General features: G+C 53.3%; 18 protein-coding genes. 7 read left to right on the plus strand and 11 right to left on the minus strand.

What is annotated here, in order from left to right:
• Positions 1-13 precede the first annotated feature (13 nt).
• The 3 genes from KP808_RS12900 to KP808_RS12910 are packed head-to-tail and all read right to left on the minus strand — an operon-like array spanning position 14 to position 1,987.
• Positions 14-1,063 carry an NAD(P)-dependent alcohol dehydrogenase gene (locus KP808_RS12900; RefSeq protein ID WP_058409132.1) on the minus strand — a complete coding sequence of 350 codons (1,050 nt, stop codon included), beginning with the start codon at positions 1,061-1,063 and terminating at the stop codon, positions 14-16.
• Positions 1,064-1,088: 25 nt separating this feature from the next.
• The gene (locus KP808_RS12905) at positions 1,089-1,388 is read right to left on the minus strand and encodes a YciI family protein (protein WP_058409131.1); all 300 of its coding nucleotides are present in this window, start codon (positions 1,386-1,388) and stop codon (positions 1,089-1,091) included.
• A gap of 29 nt (positions 1,389-1,417) precedes the next feature.
• Entirely contained in the window at positions 1,418-1,987 is a 570-nt protein-coding gene (locus KP808_RS12910; protein ID WP_058409130.1) for a flavodoxin family protein, read from the minus strand.
• Between the two features lie 192 nt (positions 1,988-2,179).
• Between KP808_RS12910 and KP808_RS12915 the strand changes: the two genes are divergently transcribed.
• The 4 genes from KP808_RS12915 to KP808_RS12930 all read left to right on the plus strand — a co-directional run bounded on the left by KP808_RS12915 (position 2,180) and on the right by KP808_RS12930 (position 5,566).
• On the plus strand, positions 2,180-3,136 hold the full coding sequence (locus KP808_RS12915; RefSeq protein WP_227449415.1) for a LysR family transcriptional regulator: 957 nt from the start codon (positions 2,180-2,182) through the stop codon (positions 3,134-3,136).
• A 259-nt stretch (positions 3,137-3,395) separates the two neighbouring features.
• Entirely contained in the window at positions 3,396-4,133 is a 738-nt protein-coding gene (locus tag KP808_RS12920) for an SDR family oxidoreductase (protein WP_058409129.1), read from the plus strand.
• Between the two features lie 156 nt (positions 4,134-4,289).
• Positions 4,290-4,781: a (R)-mandelonitrile lyase gene (locus tag KP808_RS12925; RefSeq protein ID WP_177342385.1), complete on the plus strand. Its 492-nt coding sequence runs from the start codon at positions 4,290-4,292 to the stop codon at positions 4,779-4,781.
• Positions 4,778-5,566 carry a carboxymuconolactone decarboxylase family protein gene (locus tag KP808_RS12930; RefSeq protein WP_058409128.1) on the plus strand — a complete coding sequence of 263 codons (789 nt, stop codon included), beginning with the start codon at positions 4,778-4,780 and terminating at the stop codon, positions 5,564-5,566. The genes KP808_RS12925 and KP808_RS12930 overlap by 4 nt, the downstream gene beginning before the upstream one ends.
• Before the next feature lie 9 nt (positions 5,567-5,575).
• Here KP808_RS12930 and KP808_RS12935 read toward each other — a convergent pair whose 3' ends face one another.
• Genes KP808_RS12935 through paoA form a run of 4 tightly spaced genes read right to left on the minus strand, consistent with a single transcriptional unit; the run spans position 5,576 to position 10,402 of the window.
• Entirely contained in the window at positions 5,576-6,490 is a 915-nt protein-coding gene (locus tag KP808_RS12935; protein WP_058409127.1) for a LysR family transcriptional regulator, read from the minus strand.
• Positions 6,491-6,525: 35 nt separating this feature from the next.
• Complete coding sequence (gene paoC / locus KP808_RS12940) at positions 6,526-8,736, minus strand: aldehyde oxidoreductase molybdenum-binding subunit PaoC (protein WP_058409126.1); 2,211 nt, start codon at positions 8,734-8,736, stop codon at positions 6,526-6,528.
• A 50-nt stretch (positions 8,737-8,786) separates the two neighbouring features.
• The gene (locus KP808_RS12945) at positions 8,787-9,737 is read right to left on the minus strand and encodes an FAD binding domain-containing protein (RefSeq protein ID WP_230016219.1); all 951 of its coding nucleotides are present in this window, start codon (positions 9,735-9,737) and stop codon (positions 8,787-8,789) included.
• A complete protein-coding gene (gene paoA / locus KP808_RS12950; protein ID WP_058409124.1) occupies positions 9,734-10,402 on the minus strand; it encodes an aldehyde dehydrogenase iron-sulfur subunit PaoA in 669 nt (222 codons plus the stop codon). Before paoA ends, KP808_RS12945 begins: the two co-directional genes overlap by 4 nt.
• A gap of 439 nt (positions 10,403-10,841) precedes the next feature.
• Between paoA and KP808_RS12955 the strand changes: the two genes are divergently transcribed.
• On the plus strand, positions 10,842-11,237 hold the full coding sequence (locus tag KP808_RS12955) for a DUF1330 domain-containing protein (protein ID WP_058409123.1): 396 nt from the start codon (positions 10,842-10,844) through the stop codon (positions 11,235-11,237).
• A gap of 288 nt (positions 11,238-11,525) precedes the next feature.
• Here the strand turns inward: KP808_RS12955 and KP808_RS12960 are convergent, their stop codons facing one another.
• Entirely contained in the window at positions 11,526-12,023 is a 498-nt protein-coding gene (locus KP808_RS12960) for a hypothetical protein (RefSeq protein WP_227449417.1), read from the minus strand.
• 203 nt (positions 12,024-12,226) lie between these two features.
• Complete coding sequence (locus KP808_RS12965) at positions 12,227-12,664, minus strand: winged helix-turn-helix transcriptional regulator (protein ID WP_058402940.1); 438 nt, start codon at positions 12,662-12,664, stop codon at positions 12,227-12,229.
• Between the two features lie 424 nt (positions 12,665-13,088).
• Between KP808_RS12965 and KP808_RS12970 the strand changes: the two genes are divergently transcribed.
• The gene (locus KP808_RS12970; RefSeq protein WP_058409531.1) at positions 13,089-13,892 is read left to right on the plus strand and encodes an SDR family NAD(P)-dependent oxidoreductase; all 804 of its coding nucleotides are present in this window, start codon (positions 13,089-13,091) and stop codon (positions 13,890-13,892) included.
• A 70-nt stretch (positions 13,893-13,962) separates the two neighbouring features.
• Positions 13,963-14,328, plus strand: coding sequence for a YciI family protein (locus KP808_RS12975; protein ID WP_230016220.1), 366 nt, complete (start codon positions 13,963-13,965; stop codon positions 14,326-14,328).
• Positions 14,329-14,545: 217 nt separating this feature from the next.
• On the opposite strand, the gene KP808_RS12980 is transcribed toward KP808_RS12975, so the two are convergent.
• Together KP808_RS12980 and KP808_RS12985 are read right to left on the minus strand one after the other, a co-directional pair.
• Positions 14,546-15,028, minus strand: coding sequence for a TIR domain-containing protein (locus KP808_RS12980; protein WP_058409530.1), 483 nt, complete (start codon positions 15,026-15,028; stop codon positions 14,546-14,548).
• Between the two features lie 2 nt (positions 15,029-15,030).
• Positions 15,031-16,458: an SIR2 family protein gene (locus tag KP808_RS12985; RefSeq protein ID WP_058409529.1), complete on the minus strand. Its 1,428-nt coding sequence runs from the start codon at positions 16,456-16,458 to the stop codon at positions 15,031-15,033.
• Positions 16,459-17,669 lie beyond the last annotated feature (1,211 nt).

Consider the following 17,669-nt stretch of genomic DNA (forward strand, 5'->3'; position numbering starts at 1 on the left):
AGGTGCATGTTTCTCAAGCGCTCAAGGAAGCCATGTCGATGACGAAGCGATATTTGACGTCGCTCCTCGACATCCTGTCGTAGGCCTCATTTATCTCTTGAATCGAGATTATTTCGACGTCGGAGACGATGCCTTTTTCACCGCAGAAATCGAGCATTTGCTGGGTTTCTTTTATCCCTCCGATGAAGGAACCTGTGACAGCCTTTCGACCGCTTACCAGCAGGCCCGCGTTTACCGGTGTAGAAAGTGGCCCCATGTAACCCACTAGAACCAGCACACCTTCCAGCGCGAGTGTAGGCACGTAAGGATTGATGTCGTGATCGTAAGGCACGGTATCGATGATCACATCGAATTGGCCGTTCACAGCGCTCATCTGTTGCGAATCGCTCGATATCACCACATGGTCGGCGCCCAGTCGAAGTGCATCTTCCGATTTCCCCTCAGACCGTGTGAACAGGCTGACATCTGCACCCAATGCTTTTGCCAGCTTCAATGCCATATGACCGAGACCGCCAAGGCCAATGACAGCGACCTTGCTGCCAGCACCGACACCCCAATGCAGCAGCGGTGACCACGTGGTGACGCCAGCACAAAGCAGTGGTGCCGCCCCGGCAGGGTCAAGGCCGACGGGAAGGGAGAGCACGAACTCCTCCCGTACTACGATGGTTTGCGAATAGCCTCCAAAGGTCACGCTACCGTCGCGTCTGTCTTTACTGTTGTAAGTGAAGGTAGATCGCTTCAGGCAATTCTGTTCCCACCCGTGCTGGCAGTGCTGGCATTGTTGGCACGAGTCGACCATGCATCCAACGCCGACCAACTGATCGGTGCGAAAGCGCGTTACCTGCGCGCCGACTTGCCGTATACGACCAATTATTTCGTGACCTGGGACGATGGGATAGGTTGTATAGCCGCCATGATCGCGTGCCAGATGCAAGTCGGTGTGGCACACGCCGCAATATAAAATGTCGATGACAACATCGTCTTCTCGCGGGGCGCGTCTTTCAAAGGAAAACGGCTCAAGCGAAGCGGTGGCCGAGTGAGCTGCGAAGCCCAATACGTTCATGTTGATAATCCTGTTCGGTAGGCAATCAATCGAGTGTCGGGGCGAACAACGTTTCCCAATTCGTGAACGGGCCCAGCGGTATCACTTCCCAGTCAATCAAACCAGCGAGCACAAGAGGAAACTCGGCGAGCGCAGCCTTGGCTGCCTCGATGGTTTCAAATTCGGCAATGATCGCAACCCCTGGTCGATCCTGGCGGAAATAGATGTCACGGATAGCACCGTTCTTGTAAAGCTCCCAACTGTGACGGACTTCGTCTTTCATATAGGGCGCATAGTGAGCCAAGGTGACCCCAGGCTGGGGAACGTCTAGACAGAGTAATTTCATGATCTTTTTCCTTTAGCGATAGGGAGGAATCAAGCGGGTAGAAATCGAGCGGCGATTTGCGCAACACGTTGCCCGAAGTATTTGGCCGTACGCAGGTCGCTGTCGGGTGGAGAGAGTTCGGGTGGCTCGTCTGTATTGGCCTGGGTCATCACGCCCAACCAACTCCCTAGCCTATTCAAGTCGGAATCGGAGCCTGTGCTGCTGCTATTGCCTGGCATGAGGTCGAGTCCAACCCAGATCATCCCGTGCTGCGCGGCAAACAGAGCCATCGATACCAAAGAGTTGAGTTTGTCCCCATGCTGGGCACCAGAGTTTGTAAAGCCGGCGGCGATCTTGTTACGCCACGTCTGTTGCGCCCATGCTGTTTTGGTGGAGTCTTCGAAAAACTGTTTCAGCTTTGCGCTGATAAGGCCGTTGTAAGTCGGAGAGCCAAAGATAATTGCATCACTTTTTTCGAGACGCTCCCAGTCGGTGAAGCCATCGCCGACAGGCATGGCCTTGACATCACTCCCTTCTACTTCCATCGCGCCTTGAGCAATGCACTCCGCCACGCGTTGGGTATGTCCATAACCGCTGTCATACACAATTGTAATAATCATCTGCCGCCCTTGCTCGCACGACACGCACAGCCCGACAAGCGCACCGGCGGCGCGTCTCTATCAAAACCCATGTTTCGCTCGTCTTCAGTTACTATAAAGTAGAGTTTTAATAACCATTGGCGGCTGTTTTTCTCATCAGTGGTTCCAAAAATTCTACAGTTCGAGTCGGGGTGAGGGTGGGCGATGCGGGATATGTTCGATGGTGTTCAGCTATTTGTTGAGGTTGTCGAAGCCGGTGGATTTGCCAAAGCTGGCGATCGGTTGTCGCTGACACGATCAGCCGTCGGAAAATCAATTGCGCGCCTGGAGGAGCGCTTGGGTGTCCAGCTTTTCAAGCGCACCACAAGGACGCAATGCATTACCGAAGATGGCCAACAGTATTACGAGCGGTGCCTTCGAGCCATAGATGAATTGCGTGCCGGCGAGATCATGCTGGAGACAGGCCGTCGGGAGGTTGTCGGCAAGTTAAGAGTGTCGCTTCCAGTGCTGTTTGGGCGGTACTGCGTTGCGCCGATTTTGCTGAAGTTTGCTCGTGACCACCCCGGGCTGGAGCTCGAACTCAGCTTTAGTGATCGTCAGATAGATCTAGTATCTGACGGGTTCGACCTGGCAGTGCGCAGTGGCGCCCTTGGTAATGGGGCCACTCTGCGTGCGCGCCGATTGGTCAGCCAGCCCAAGCTACTGTGTGCATCCCCTTCATACCTTGATCAGCGTGGTACTCCGGAGTCAGTGGCAGATCTGTCGAGCCATGAACTACTGCCTTACTGCCGCAACGGTCAGGCGCTTCCCTGGCGGCTTCCCGAGGCAAATGGTGCATTGGTCGAGGTTTCCGTGTCTCCCCGCGTGCGTTTGGATGATCTCGAAATGGTCGCCGAGGCGGCCGTCGCAGACATGGGGATTGCGTGGCTTCCGTACTGGTTGGTCCGCGCACGTATTCAACGCGGTGAGCTAATCGAGATGTGGGGTGACCGACCTCGTGCAGAGATGGAGTGTAACGTCGTGTGGCCTGACGCTCAGCACCTTCCATTACGATCGCGCCTGGTTATCGATTTGCTGGCAGCCGAACTTCCAAAGATCCTCCAAAGCCAGGCGCCGAACAGCCAGATACCAACGCAGGCGAGTGACCCTGAACGAGCGGATCAAGCTTGAGAAAATCCAGCCCCATCTTCCTGATCGTTGATATTTCGCCAGTGGCTGCGAAACGGGTTGTGATCCGCACGAAAGCTTGTTAAAAATTGCCTGTCGAAAGAGTGCAGGCCGGATGGTAGCCCGGCCAGCGTCCACTGGAACGTCAACTCTTCCCGAAAGGGTATCCGCGACACCTTGCCCGGCTTGCCGGTTGTGAAGGTGTGTCTGCGGATTCCTCTCTTTGTGCAGCGCACCTTCTTACTAAAAGTAGGAAGCCCTCATGAAACTCAATGGCAATACCATTCTGATCACAGGCGGTGCCACCGGCATCGGTTTCTCTCTCGCCAAGCGCCTCGCTGAAAACAATGATGTGATCATTTGTGGCCGCAATGAGGCCATGTTGGATCGCGCTAAAAACGATGTTTCAACGTTGATCACACATGCTTGCGATGTGACCGATACGGACAGTCGTCGTGCGCTGGTGAGATGGCTGAAGGGCAACCACCCAAGCCTCAACGTTGTGATCAACAATGCAGGTGTTCAACACCAACGTGATTTCAACAGCGACCCGAATATGGATACGCTCGATACAGAAGTCGCTGTTAACTTCACGGCACCTGTCCACCTGATTGCGGAGCTGCTGCCAAGCCTGAAGCAGCAAGAAAAAGCTTACATTATAAACGTCAGCTCTGGCCTAGCATTCTCGCCTATGGCTGACGTGCCGGTGTATTGCGCAACCAAGGCAGCTATTCACTCCTTTACGCTGAGCCTGAGGCACCAACTGAAATCTTCTAATATCCGCGTCATTGAAATTGCTCCGCCATTGGTCGATACCGGACTCGGTGGCGGTACTCGTAGTGCGGGCACAGCAAGACAAATGATGGTGTCAGCCGATGACTTTGCCAATGAAACCATTGAGCAGCTCGTGGCGGGTAAAGATGAGATTCTGGTTGGCGTTTCCGTTAAAACCCGCCAGATGGGAGACGCCATGTTCGAGATTATGAATAAGCGTGAATGAGCCCAGAGGAAGAACTGCCCAAAGGGACAGTTCTTCCTCAGCAGATGCGCATTATTGAGCGCTGCTCATCGGTGCATGAATCAAAACGCCGGTAGTTGAATGCAGAGACATGAATTAGGTTGGTCGCAACTCTATTCACTCAGCAAGGAGCTACCGATGCGTCAAAGAGCAGCCATGCCTGTAATCGGTCTGTTGGCAACCATCGCATTCGACGCCCACGCTACTGATGGCACCTCTGCGCAAACCATGACGATCGTTAGAAATGGCGAGCAGGCATCAATAATAGGCGCACCCGCTCATTTCGTGGGCAACGCACGAATAGATCCTCTCTTTGCAGCACGAACACCGTCGAAGGTCTCTGCAGGTTATGTAACCTTTCAGCTAGGCGCGCGATCCAATTGGCACGCGCACCCGCTGGGACAAATGCTGGTGGTCACAGCGGGTACTGGATGGGTTCAACAAGAGGGTGCCGACAAACAGGTTATCAAGCCTGGAGACGTGATATGGACGGCCCCCGGCGTCAAGCACTGGCATGGCGCAACGAGCACGACTGGTGTGACGCATATGGCTATTCAAGAGATGCTTGATGGCAAAAGCGTCGAGTGGCTTGAGCCTGTCACCGAAGCCCAGTATGGCGCTTCATTATGATTATTCGCCTGTTTGCAGTAACAAGCCTGACGATATGCTTGTCTGCGTGCACCGCCCCCAAAGCGGCAATGACCAAGGAAACTTCCCATATGCCCACTTCAGCCGATATGCGCGCCATTTCACCGGTAATGGCTCACAACACCGAGACATTACTCCTTGGTGAGGTCTGGAAACGTTCAGAATTGTCTCCCCGTGATCGAAGCCTGGCGACCGTGACCGTGCTGATTGCGCGAGGTCAGACAGCAGAGCTGGCCAATCACCTCGACCTAGCGCTGAAGAATGGTGTGACCCCTTTGGAGGTGTCCGAGGCAATCAACCATCTCGCGTTTTACTCGGGTTGGGGCAATGCCGCTGGAGCAGCTCCGATCGCCAAGGAGGTCTTTAGCAGGAACGGCATATCACCTGATCAATTGGCTCCAGTATCGCCCGTTTTTCTGCCTATTGATCAGGCCGCCGAAGATGCACGCGTAGCGAGTGTCGACAAATCGGTTGGCCCGGTTTCGCCTAGTTTAGTGAAGTACACCACCAGCGCGTTATTCAATGATCTGTGGCTGCGACCTGGTCTTGCGCCCAGAGACCGTAGCCTGATCACGGTCACGGCGTTAGTGGCCAATGGTCAGGTTGCTCAGATCGGTTACCACCTCAATCGTGCGATGGACAATGGCCTGACGCAGACCGAGGCATCCGAGCTGCTGTCACACCTCGCTTTCTACGCTGGCTGGCCTAACGCATTTTCGGCAGTGCCGGTCTTTAGCGATGTTTTCACCAAGCGGCAGGCGAGCTAGCTAGATTCGTTATGGGAGTGGCCCTAGAGGTTCAAGTTCGCGGATGAGGTCAATGAGCAGGCGCAAGCCTACAGGAACCTGTCTGAAGCTTGAATAATAGATGTGAAACCCCGGGTCGTAGTGAGTCCAGTCTTCAAGCACTCGCTGCAGTGAGCCTTCCCTAATCTGTCGTTCGACTACAGAGGCAAGAACGTACATCAATCCAGCGCCGCGCATCGCCATCGTTACACCAACGCGTGCTTCATCGATCGTGATGGCTCCGGGAACGTCAATCTCAATCTGTTGACCATCTTTCGAGAATTGCCAATGGTAGATGTGCGCATTACCCAGGCGCACGCGTAAACAACGATGTTGGTGCAGATCTTCCGGGTGTTCAGGCGTACCGAATCGCTGAAGGTAATCTGGCGCGCCAACGACTGCCCAGGCTACATCGGGAGAGAGTCGTTGAGCGATCATGTCTTCGGGAACCGTCCCACCAAAACGAATGCCTGCATCATGACCGTCACCGATAATATCGACCATTTTATTGGTCACGGTGAGGTCGACCTCGATGTCCGGATAGCGATCAATAAAAACCGGGAGAACGGGGCCTAACAGCAGTTTTGCGCCGTCGCTCAAAACATTCAGACGGATGCGCCCGGCGGGCTCATCGCGTAGCCGGTTCAGAGTCTCTAGCGCTTGGCCGATATCATTGACCGGAGCGCTGATGAGGCCCTGCAACTCCTCGCCAGCGGCCGTCAGGGTCACGCTTCGAGTTGTGCGATTGAGCAATCGAACGCCAAGCCGCGTCTCAAGTCCTTTCATCGCATGGCTCAGCGCTGATGCACTGATACCCACCTCCAGACCTGCCTTTCTGAAGCTTTGATGCCGAGCGATGGCGAGGAAATAAACAATATCTGCCAGATTCGTGCGGCTTAGCTGCATCTGTTGCTCCGAAGCCAATACAGTTGTGAGGAAGGTCAGCCCAGAGCGGGCAAATGGTCTATGAGCTTATCGAGCGTGATGGGATAATCGCGAACCCTGATGCCGGTAGCATTGTAAACAGCGTTGGCAATTGCCGCTGCTGCGCCGGAAATCCCGAGCTCGCCGACGCCTTTAGCTTTGAGAGGCGTCGCATAGGGGTCTACTTCATCCAGAAAAATGACCTCCTGATGAGGGATGTCGGCATGCACCGGTACTTCGTAGCCCGCCAGATCGTGGTTAACAAAAAAACCCAAACGATGATCCACTATCATTTCCTCCATAAGCGCTGCACCTGCGCCCATGGTCATTCCCCCGATGATCTGACTGCGAGCTGTTTTGGGGTTGAGGATTCTACCTGCTGCGCACACCGCCAACTGACGCCGAATGCGAATTTCCCCTGTTGCGGCGTTTACGCCAACCTCGACGAAGTGAGCGCCAAAGGTTTGTTGGGCATACCGCTTTGCCAAGTCGCCGTACTCCATGACGTCTTCGGCCGACAGGTCGGCATCCTTTGTCGCCTCTTCCAATGGCAGGTTTTTCGAACCTTCACGAACGTGGCCAGCGATAAATTCTGTTTTTGTTGGATCAAGGCCCAACTTCGCAGCGATGAGTTCCCTGAGTTTCACGCAGGCAGCATAGACGCCCGCCGTGGATGAGGCTGCACCCCATTGGCCGCCGGAACCTGAAGACTCAGGAAATCTTGAATCCCCCAGATAGACGTTCACCTTATCCATTTCAACGCCCATCATCTCAGCAGCAGTCTGGGCAATGATCGTGTATGAGCCGGTTCCAATATCGGTCATATCTGTTTCGACGGTGACCCGGCCTTTGCGGTCAAGCCGGACGCGGGCCGCAGATTTCGTCGTGGGTGCGCCTCGAATCGCGGAGGCCATTCCGACTCCTATCCACCAGCCGTCATGCAGTTTCTTACCGGGAAGGGGATTGCGACGAGCCCAGCCGAAACGATCAGCTCCAGTGTTCAGACATTCGACCAATTGGCGTTTGGAAAAGGTGCGGTCAGGCTGCTCCGGGTCTACCTGGGTGTCGTTGATAACGCGAAACTTCACGGGATCCATATCCAGTTTTTCAGCCATTTCGTCCATGGCAATTTCCAGCGCCATCATGCCCGGCGCTTCACCTGGCGCACGCATGGCGCTGCCTTCAGCAAGGTCGAGTTCGGCAAGGTACAAACGTGTCATACGGTTCGCGCCCGCATACAACGTTCGGGTCGATGCGGTAGCCGCCTCAGTGCGACCACCGCGCAGGTTGCCCGACCAACTCTCGTGGCCGATGGCAGTCAGTGTGCCGTCCGGATTGGCACCGAGCCGTATTCTTTGAATCGTCGCGGGCCTGTGCGTCAGGTTGTTAAACATGAGCGGGCGGGGAAGTGCGACTTTAACCGGCCGCCCGGCGGCTCTAGCCGCAAGAGCCGCCAATACGGCGTCACACAAAATGGTGCCTTTGCCGCCAAAGCCGCCACCGATGTAAGGCGAGATCAAGTGAATGTTGTCTTTGGGGATACCCAGTGTCTTGGCAAGGTCTCTGACGCCCCAGTTCATTTGCTGAATAGACGTCCATAACGTCAGTTTCTCTCCCTGCCACTGAGCGATGGTCGCGTGGGGCTCCATCATCGCGTGCGCATGGTCCGGGGTGGTGTAGTGGCCGTCGAGCGTGAACGCTGCCTGCTTGAATGCGCCCTCAAAATCGCCGATGGCGGTATGCGGAGGAGGGCCAAATGCACCCGGCGGGGGTGTTGTGGCAGACTCTCGCTGTGCTGCCAGGTCGTAGGTGCCAGGCTCTCTGACGTAATAGACACGCAGCAAAGCCGAAGCGGCCCTGGCTTGTTCGAACGTCTGCGCGACGACGATTGCTACTGCCTGGTGATAATGGTCCACCTGAGGGCCGGCAAGTGCACGATCAACGTAGAATTCGCCCCTGTTCAGTTGACCTGCATTCTCGTGGGTGACGATTGCGATGACGCCGCTGGCTTGGTGCGCTTCGCTCAAATCAATGGAGGAGATGCGTCCTTTGCTGATTGAAGAACCTACTATATAGCCGTAAGCAGGGGGGCTGACAGTGGCCTGTTGTTCGTAAGCATAGATTGCCGTGCCGGTTGTTTTCAGTCTGCCTTCAACGCGATCTTTGGATTGACCAATCACCTTCATTTGATCGATTGGATTTGTGCTCGCAGGCGTATCAAACTTCATGAGGCTTACTCCTGGTCAGTCGACCGCAGCCGTGCACTGCCGGTGATTTCTTAAGAAGACGCACTGGAAAGAGCAAGACCAATCGTCCGTTCTGCCAGTTTGATTTTGAAAGCGTTCTGCGCGGTAGGATTAGCGCCGGCCAGCAAACGTGTCGCTACGGCCTTCGCACCGTCAGGGAAGTACACTTCGGCATCTTCGCTTCGCCAAGGCTTATAGGCCACTCCCCCCAGGGCTAGCCGCCCCGCCTGCTCTGGCAGCACGATCGCTGCGATAGAAACCAGCGCAAATGCGTAGGACGCACGGTCACGAACCTTGTAGTAGATATGCTTGCCTCCTATAGGTTTAGGCAGGGTCACAGCAGTAATCAGTTCGGCGTTACCTAAAGTATTTTCTATATGCGGAGTATTTCCGGGAGCACGGTAAAGATCGTCGATTGCAATCGTCCTGACCTGGCCTTCCGAGTTAAGCGTCTCCACCGACGCGCCCAATGCGCGCATCGCCACGGCCATATCACTGGGATGGCTGGCAATGCAGGCATTGCTGACGCCGATGATCGCTTGCTGCCGACTGGCGCCGCCAATCGCGGCACAGCCAGCACCCGGGCGCCGCTTGTTGCACGGCTGATTGGTATCGTAAAAGTAAGCGCACCGGGTACGTTGCAATAAATTGCCTGCCGTTGTGGCTTTGTTACGCAGTTGCCCTGATGCTCCCGCGAGCAGCGCTTTAGATAATATGGCGTAGTCTCGACGAACCTGAGGCGCAACGGCCAGGTCTGTGTTGCGCACCATCGCGCCGATCCTTAGCCCGCCGTCCTCGGTCTGCGTGATTTTGTCGAGCGCCAGCCCGTTCACATCAATCAGGTGCGCAGGGGTCTCGATTTCCAATTTCATCAGATCTAGCAAGTTGGTACCGCCGGCGATGAATCGATACCCCGGATTACTGGCGGCGGCGTTAACCGCATGTTGAACAGATGTCACCCGCTCGTAAGTGAAGGATTTCATGCCTGACCTCCGGCCACTTCATAAATGGCATCGACGATGTTGGAGTACGCGCCGCATCGGCAGATATTGCCACTCATGCGTTCCCGGATTTCAGCAGCGCTTACCGGGCTCTTGGCGATCAAGTCGCTGCTTACGTGACTGGGTATTCCGGCCGTTATCTCTTCAAGCATTGCAACTGCCGAGCAAATCTGGCCAGACGTGCAGTAACCGCATTGATAGCCGTCATGTTTAATGAAGGCAGATTGCAGCGGATGCAGATTGTCCGGCGTGCCAAGCCCTTCAATGGTGGTGATGCTGTCGCCTTCGTGCATCACCGCAAGCGTAAGGCATGAGTTGATTCTTCTACCTTCTACGATCACCGTACAGGCGCCGCACTGGCCGTGGTCGCAGCCCTTCTTGGTGCCGGTCAAATGGAGCTTTTCTCGAAGAACGTCCAGAAGAGTGGTGCGGTTGTCGACATCCAGAGCGAATCGGCGGCCGTTGAGGGTGAACGTTACATGACTTCCCGGCGGGCTCTGAGGTGCAGACTCTATCCTGGCAACCGCTTGAACATCATCGACCTTCGCGAATACTGCTGTAACTGCGGTACCCGCAGTACCGATCAGAACTTGTCGCCGGGACAGCTCTATTCCAGCGTCGGGTGTAGTGGGCTTTCTAGGGTTCATCAACGTCTCCATTAACGGCTCGGATGGCTGAAGCCGGATGCAATCGCATGATTTCTTCCTGGCGCATCGCTCTAACTGCCAATGCACTGCTTGAAAATTTTTTGTTGGACCTCTTAAGGTTGGAGCCTATGGCACTGGGCTCCGGCTGATAACCGGGTTTTTCAGGATGAAGCCATGAGTGGGGCTCAGCAATGCCCCCGGAGTTTCGTCACCGCGCTGCAATGACGCACTTTTACAGCCCCGATGCCAATCAGGATGACCTTGCTCACGACGTGCTGATGGTTCATAAAAGTTATCTGATCTGCTCATGTCCAGAGTGTTGATTCAAACCGAACCGGTTCAACTCAGCACTCATACCGGAAGATAATCGATTTTATGTTGGAGGCTGGTTGGCAGGGACTAACCGACCGATCAGTCCGATTTTTAATGGAGAGAAGTGATGAGAAACTTGATGGGTGTAGCGTTTGCAGTGGCGGGCCTGGTTTTTTTTGCGCCAGGTAGTGACCTGGTGATCGCATCAGAAGCAAAGGCGGCAACGCCCCCGGCCTATTATGTTGCGGAATTTGAGATTACCGATGCAGAGGGAATGAAGCCTTACAGTGCTCAGGTCGAGTCAACCTTCAAACCCTACGGAGGTCACTTCATCGTACGTGGCGGCAAGACTATTTCACTCGAAGGTACGGCGCCAAAACGTCGACGCGTTGTCATTGAGTTTGCGAGCGTAGAAAAAGCTCAAGCCTGGTACAACTCTGCCGAGTACACCGAATTGAGAAAAATCCGACAGCGTTCGGCCAAGACAGACGTCTATTTGATCGAGGGAGTATCTGCGCAGTAGGCAAGGAGTAGTCAAATATTGTGCGAGAGAGCGAACGACCTACAGCCCAGGCCGCCGAAGCTTCGATTTCGCATTATTTATCTTGTAAGGGGAGGAGGGCAGGCCTGCGTTGGCGCGCAGAATTCTCGGGGTTGAGGTTTCACAGGGTCCCTCACTTCTGCGCACATCTGCCCTCGTATCAAACAGCCTCGCTCATCCTCTTCCAAAGGCTCCGAGCAAGCACGCAAAGCGTGCTTTTCTCGGAGACGGATTGGCATAGCGTTCAACTATTGTAAGGACTTCGCGACATCACTTCGCCGCGAGTTGTTGAGCCTGCTGCAACTGGTCGGGTGATATCTTATTCTCGCGTGCCTGTTTTACCAGGGCGTTGTTGGCAGTCGCCAGGCCAGCGCTGAGGGTTGAGATCTCCGTGACCAATGCGCCGATTTTGGATTTTTTGATTTCGGGATCCATATTCTGATCAGCCATGAGCGCCTGTAACTCCTGCTGTTTCTCCTCAATTTGTCGCTTAAGCTCGCGGATCATCTTGAGGGTTTTTTGCGTCTGGTCTGGTAAGCCGCTTGATTCGATATCGGCATTCGACTTTGCCTGTGGCTTCTTGTCGTCGGCAGATTTCTGAATACTCGCCTCAGACAATGAAACCTTTACCCCTTCGGCAGGAATTGCAGTTGTAGCTGCAGAAGACGACTCAAGCGATTCATCTGTGACGTCGGCACTGTCAGGCCTGGGCGCAGGGACGACCGTTGGCGTGTAGCTAAAATTGGAGAGCTGAGTGGTGATGTTCAACGTATATGCCTCATGAGATGTCCGCAGTACGCCATTGGTACGGAAATGTAGCAAAACGTATCATTTCTGAATTATCGGCCGATCCAACCAAATCTTTAGGTTTTTGGGGGGTGCCAATCGCTATTCAAGCGGAAACGCCAACGAAGTTCGCGACGGCTCGACATTGACGCCTGTGCTGCCCAATCGGCTGCGGCACAACGGCACTATTCCGGTAAATCGATTTGAATGGCGCGGGTGCCGATCTCTGCGCCGGTCTCGGCATCAATCACGACAGGCTTTACGTCAGTTCCGGTCTCGGCGTCTTTGAACCAGACCAGCTTGCCTTCTCCGCGGTGCTTCCGTCCCCAGGCAGCTATCGCAAAAAGCACCGGCCAATAGTCGCGCCCAGCCTCGGTTAGCACGTACTCATCACGCGGTGGGCGCTCTGAATAACGACGCTTTTCGAGTAGCTTTTCCTCTGTGAGGGTTTCGAGACGTTTAGTCAGCATGGTCGGGGCGATACCGAGGCTCTTCTTGAACTGATCAAAGCGCGTCAATCCTGAATTAGCATCTCGCAAAATCAACATCGACCAGGTGTCGCCCAGAACGGCCAGGCTACGCGCAATAGGGCAAGTGCCTTGAGTTGGGTCTTTAGTGTTCATATCATTTCCGTATTAACTCAATACTGAAACGATACTATCAGGTGTGCAGCCACGAGTCCAACAGGGTTTGGACTCGTGAAAAGTCATCCATTCGAGGCGTGGGGAGGGCAGAAATTCAATGGCTCCCGATCCCCAGGCTGAAGCGCGTCAGGATCGCAACACCGCGCCCCCAACGAACAGAGGTTTGAGCTGACAGGTAGGTGGGAAAAGATTTTTCACTGTCAGTATCATTTCGGTATTGACTAGGTACTGAATCGATACTATCGTTCATCCATCAGCCTCACCTCAGAAAACAGACGCGATCAGTGACGCTCAAATCGCTAAAAAACTGGGGCAGGGGGTCGGCATCAAAGTATGACGCAATCCCAAAAACCACCGACCGTGATCTTGCGGTCTGTTAAAACACGCCCACGAGAGTACTAAGATGAAAAAAACAGTTTTGGTTACCGGAGCATCGTCTGGCTTTGGATTGATTCTTGCCAATAGCCTTCACAAACAGGGCTATGAGGTGATCGGCACCAGCCGAGAGCCCCAAAAGCACGCAAGCAAAGTACCTTTCAAACTCTTGCAACTGAACATTGATGATGATGTTTCAATTGCGTCATTTGTCACAGACCTGTTCAAGCATATCAAGCGGCTCGACGTTCTCGTGAATAATGCTGGCTATATGGTCACGGGCATAGCGGAAGAGACCTCTATTGAACTGGGCCGCAAACAGTTGGAGACAAATTTCTGGGGCACCGTGAAGGTAACCAACGCTTTGCTTCCTTATTTTCGAGCACAGAAAGGAGGGAAGATCATCACGGTCAGTTCTATTGTAGGCCTGATCGGTCCTCCCAACCTTTCTTACTACACAGCTTCAAAGCACGCTGTCCAAGGCTATTTCAAGTCTCTGCGATTCGAGCTGGATCAATTTAACATCAAGGTCAGCATGGTTGAGCCGGTCTGGTTCAAAACGAATCTGGGCGCACATGCTGTATCGGCAGAAGGAACCCGAATTGCCGATTACAACAATTACAGAAGGAAGGTTGAAGCAACAACCCAAAAAGGTATTGATGCAGCAGAAAAGCCCGATGCTGTTATCAAAAAAATCAATAGCTTGATCGAAGCAAAGAATCCTAAATTCAGCAATCCTGTCGGCAAAATGACTGGAATGATTTTGTTCTTACAGAGTTACCTGCCCAGCATGTTTGAAGGCTCAATTCTTAAGAGCGTGAAAACAGCTTAAACTCTGACGTTTAAAAGCAAAACAAGTCTTTAGCCAGAAAATAAATTCACGTACGTGCTGATGGTGGTTAATGTTTGGCAACGGCCAGGTGATCAGTCACGTCTCCAGTATGGGTTTTAAAATGAAATACTACTTTTGCAAGTTCGTACCGCCGCGCGCTGATTTTCTGAGCACCTTGTCTCCCGAAGAAAAAAGCTTGATGCAGTTGCACGGTGACTATTTGAACGCTCTTCTCGAAAAAGGAGTGATCGTCGCCCACGGGCCTGTACTTGAACCCCCGATAGGATACGGAATGTCTCTTTTTCAAATCGGAGAAGACGTTGAAATTGCTTCCTTTACCTCTGAGGACCCGATTGTGAAAAATGGTGTCGGCCATTATGAACATTATGCAATGCCACATTTGAAATACCGTGACCAAGAAAAAACGTCCGACTGAACTGCGTCACCGAGCAGGTGCAGGGGTTTCTCCCATAGGGCTTCAGCCAGTCTGAACGTTCTTCGTATCTAAAGGAATGCTGGAGCTTGACCCAAGATTTCCTTATACAACATTTAAGAAGGCGTCTAAAAAGGGACTGGCAGATAGCTATGGAACCAGATACGAGTTGAACAGCGGCCTGTAGGGGGGTGTTCCATCCCTACAGGCCACGAAATCGTCAACCGTTACGTTGCGTGATGGCGGACTCAATCCAGTTCGCGAGATTCGCCGAGATGTCATTGTAAGCATCAGAAGATTTAGGGTTGAAAACCAGAGGTTTCACTACCTTGTCACCTGTCTTGAAAGTGTATAGGTCGAAAGGGTTCGCACCTTGGCTGGACGTTCCTTTATTGGGGCACGAGAGGTTGTGAATATAGACGCCAAGCAAAGCTTTACCTTCTTCCCAAGCTTTTTTGATCTCGTACTGAACCCAAGGACGCTTGGACGTATCGCTACCTATGAGCACTACGACACAGGACTTCCCGCTCATGTTTTCTTCGATCCAAGCCTTGATCGCGGCGTCACCCTTCTTCTTAACTTCCTCCCAAGTGTTGGCGGTAACCGCTGCGTTGCCTTCAATGACCCCCATGTTGCGGATCTGCTGGACACGCATGACATCGTTGTCGAAATGGAAGCTGTAGAACACCTTACGTTTTGCCATGTTTATTTCCCTAGGCGGTTAAGAATTGCGACGATTTTGATAATAATTTCTTTGCGTTTGATCTGTGGGTCGCAGATCTCTTCGATCAGTGGGCGCATCCACTCAACACCTTGGAAGAGCTCATCTCTTGCGGAAATCATTTGCCAGACTGATTGAGCCGCGAATCCTGTGGCGCCAACCGGAATGATGACGCACCCCTTGTCTATGGCGATCTGCGCCTCCCTGATTACGCCGCCTGCTTCAATGATCTTGCCTTCTGCGCTTCGCTTGTTGCCAAACACAAAAATGGCAATGCCGGTCAGCCCGATCATGCGTTGGCGGTATTGCTCCCAGAGCTGTTGCAAGTCTGCAGCCTTCGTCGCCACCTGCGGAAAAGGCCGCATGATCAACTGGTCTTCAGAGAATTTCTCAGGATTGGCGTAGATCGCTTCCAGCGCACCGTTGATTACTGCGCTACCCACGCCCCAGCCGAAACCATTTACAACGCGTAGGTTATTCTTGACCAGAGAGGCGGAGAGGGTATGGATGAATTCCTGAGCTTCCTGCTGACCCCATTCGCCGAAATCTTCGGCACTGCCAGATATGAACACCGTCTTCTTCAGGAAGCGGCTTTCGATTTCCTGCAAAATGACAGGCACGTCCTCATAATTGTCGATAAGCAATGACTGAATACCGTAACGCTTCAGGTCGTCGATACGCAGATCCTGTTTGCGGCGCTTGTAGGCCTTGACTTCATCATCGTCTTTGGGGGCGATCGGTTCCCGGCGGACAAAGCAGTAGTGGTTGCGTTTGGTAGTGGTGTGGAGGCGGCTAAGCACGTAGTCCAGATTCGGATCAGTAAAGCTGAAGCCGATAAACAGGAAAGTCTTGGAGACAAGGTCACCACTCAACGCCGTAACAAAGGCCTCATGCGTGCGGTAGTAACGCTCGTACTGTTCTTTGTAGAGAACGGCGTCGTTCGGGTGATGGGCGTCACCGTGCATCTTGTACACCACCGCATCTCGCTTCGGCCGGGTCGTGTTGAGTTGCGCAACGCTGTGCTTGACGTCCGGAACCTTAAAGGTGCGTTTCAACGCATCTTCGACAAGAGTGTCGTAATTCGTTGTCCAGTACGTGCGAATTGGCAAGCGGGCCAGGATCTCATGGGTCGTCGATGGTTCAGCCTGTTCGGAAAACTCTTCCAGGATTTTTCGAGAAAGCTTCGCTGGGCCTTTGAGTTTGTTCACGTGAAATTGCGCTAGAGAAATCAGGTCGTCCTCTTGCTCGATCTTCAGATCCAGCTCGTCCGCGATGTCTCTCAGTAACTCTTTCCAATCAACAAAACCGGCACCCTTTGACATGCCCGCGCCAGCAAAGACCGCAGCATTATCCTCACTTAAATCTTTGACAAATTCTTTGATAAACGAATTGATTTCGCCAGAGAAGGCCATTTCACGTCCTTAACGTCGATCACCTTGAAAGCCCTGCTCGCGGCCAGCTTCGCCTCAGACTGTCAGTCTGCGAGCACAACATGCTGTCTAAAACTTTGTCAGGAATTGTTCACCGTGACTGCCCGCGCTCACGTGGCGTGTCTACGAGCAAGGCTTTGGTCAATGTTTAGCCTTGATGGGATCCAATTCATGATTGCGGAATGTACTCGCAATAATGTCGAAAGGCTACTGTTGGAATGTCGAGCTTCATCGTCTGGCGCTGTAATTGAATATCGATCGAAGCCTATTCCCATCATCCGGGCAGGGGGGGAGTAGCCTAAATCACGCCTTAGCAGACGCAGCCTTCAATCGTGCGCACGCTTACAATAATCCACGAAGTGGTGCTGGCCGATCACTCCAAAAATAGAACACGCCATTCGTTTCAGGGCTTCGATGCGCAGAAGCATGGTGCCATAGGGCTCGACAATATCTACCACTACGCTGAAGTAGAAAGGCCCGACACACCTTAAGCGTTCGCGGGGAGGTCCGCAGGCCTCCTCACATTGCTCGGAATGTACGTCCCCATTCCAGCATGCTCAAATTTCCAAAGGAGTAGGAGTGCAGTGGTCAACTTTTTCCGGACACCTCAATCGGTGATCGTCAGGCCGCATCGACTCTACGATCGGGCAAAGCACCTTTTAGTGGCGGTCTTGGAATCCAAGCCGTCGGGATTGCTTCATCAGTTTGCCAGGCTTTGAGCGCATTCAGATGCCCGGGAACTGACTCCAAGCGGCGCCGAACTTCCAGGTTTATGAGTTGTTCAACTTGGGCATGGTCGTTGAGTAAACCCAAGGGTGGGAACAGAGAAGGAACTGTGGCCTCAGCAATGGATTACAAGTCTATGCGAGCGCGCTGACAAAGATCGCATCGTTTTCAAATCTGAGGAATCGCTGACTAGAGCCTAGGAAAACCTCGAAGACGCAGGAAGTAGGGCGAGGAACTCGATGATTTGGTTGGATTCTGGTAATTCGAGGCAAACCACGGTTTTTACTCACTGGTGACACCGGGCGTGGCAGTTACAAATAGATACAATTTAACATAATATACATTATGCGTACCTATACATACGTCCTTTGTGAGCCCTGGCCACCAGATTTGAAGCCCGAGAACTGCCTCCTGGCTATTCAACAACGTGAACATCGAAGCCCCTCACACTTCAGTATCCGACCCAA

Source organism: Pseudomonas savastanoi (assembly GCF_020917325.1).
Lineage (GTDB): Bacteria > Pseudomonadota > Gammaproteobacteria > Pseudomonadales > Pseudomonadaceae > Aquipseudomonas > Aquipseudomonas amygdali.

Excerpts from the sequence above, each read along its gene's own strand:
- KP808_RS12905 (WP_058409131.1), bottom strand. The coding sequence starts at position 1,388 with ATGAAATTACTCTGTCTAGACGTTCCCCAGCCTGGGGTCACCTTGGCT.
- KP808_RS12980 (WP_058409530.1), bottom strand. The coding sequence starts at position 15,028 with ATGGCAAAACGTAAGGTGTTCTACAGCTTCCATTTCGACAACGATGTC.
- KP808_RS12900 (WP_058409132.1), bottom strand. The coding sequence starts at position 1,063 with ATGAACGTATTGGGCTTCGCAGCTCACTCGGCCACCGCTTCGCTTGAG.
- KP808_RS12920 (WP_058409129.1), top strand. The coding sequence starts at position 3,396 with ATGAAACTCAATGGCAATACCATTCTGATCACAGGCGGTGCCACCGGC.
- KP808_RS12925 (WP_177342385.1), top strand. The coding sequence starts at position 4,290 with ATGCGTCAAAGAGCAGCCATGCCTGTAATCGGTCTGTTGGCAACCATC.
- KP808_RS12910 (WP_058409130.1), bottom strand. The coding sequence starts at position 1,987 with ATGATTATTACAATTGTGTATGACAGCGGTTATGGACATACCCAACGC.
- KP808_RS12985 (WP_058409529.1), bottom strand. The coding sequence starts at position 16,458 with ATGGCCTTCTCTGGCGAAATCAATTCGTTTATCAAAGAATTTGTCAAA.
- KP808_RS12970 (WP_058409531.1), top strand. The coding sequence starts at position 13,089 with ATGAAAAAAACAGTTTTGGTTACCGGAGCATCGTCTGGCTTTGGATTG.
- KP808_RS12955 (WP_058409123.1), top strand. The coding sequence starts at position 10,842 with ATGAGAAACTTGATGGGTGTAGCGTTTGCAGTGGCGGGCCTGGTTTTT.
- KP808_RS12930 (WP_058409128.1), top strand. The coding sequence starts at position 4,778 with ATGATTATTCGCCTGTTTGCAGTAACAAGCCTGACGATATGCTTGTCT.
- paoA (WP_058409124.1), bottom strand. The coding sequence starts at position 10,402 with ATGAACCCTAGAAAGCCCACTACACCCGACGCTGGAATAGAGCTGTCC.
- KP808_RS12975 (WP_230016220.1), top strand. The coding sequence starts at position 13,963 with ATGTTTGGCAACGGCCAGGTGATCAGTCACGTCTCCAGTATGGGTTTT.
- KP808_RS12915 (WP_227449415.1), top strand. The coding sequence starts at position 2,180 with ATGTTCGATGGTGTTCAGCTATTTGTTGAGGTTGTCGAAGCCGGTGGA.
- KP808_RS12945 (WP_230016219.1), bottom strand. The coding sequence starts at position 9,737 with ATGAAATCCTTCACTTACGAGCGGGTGACATCTGTTCAACATGCGGTT.
- KP808_RS12935 (WP_058409127.1), bottom strand. The coding sequence starts at position 6,490 with ATGCAGCTAAGCCGCACGAATCTGGCAGATATTGTTTATTTCCTCGCC.
- KP808_RS12965 (WP_058402940.1), bottom strand. The coding sequence starts at position 12,664 with ATGAACACTAAAGACCCAACTCAAGGCACTTGCCCTATTGCGCGTAGC.
- paoC (WP_058409126.1), bottom strand. The coding sequence starts at position 8,736 with ATGAAGTTTGATACGCCTGCGAGCACAAATCCAATCGATCAAATGAAG.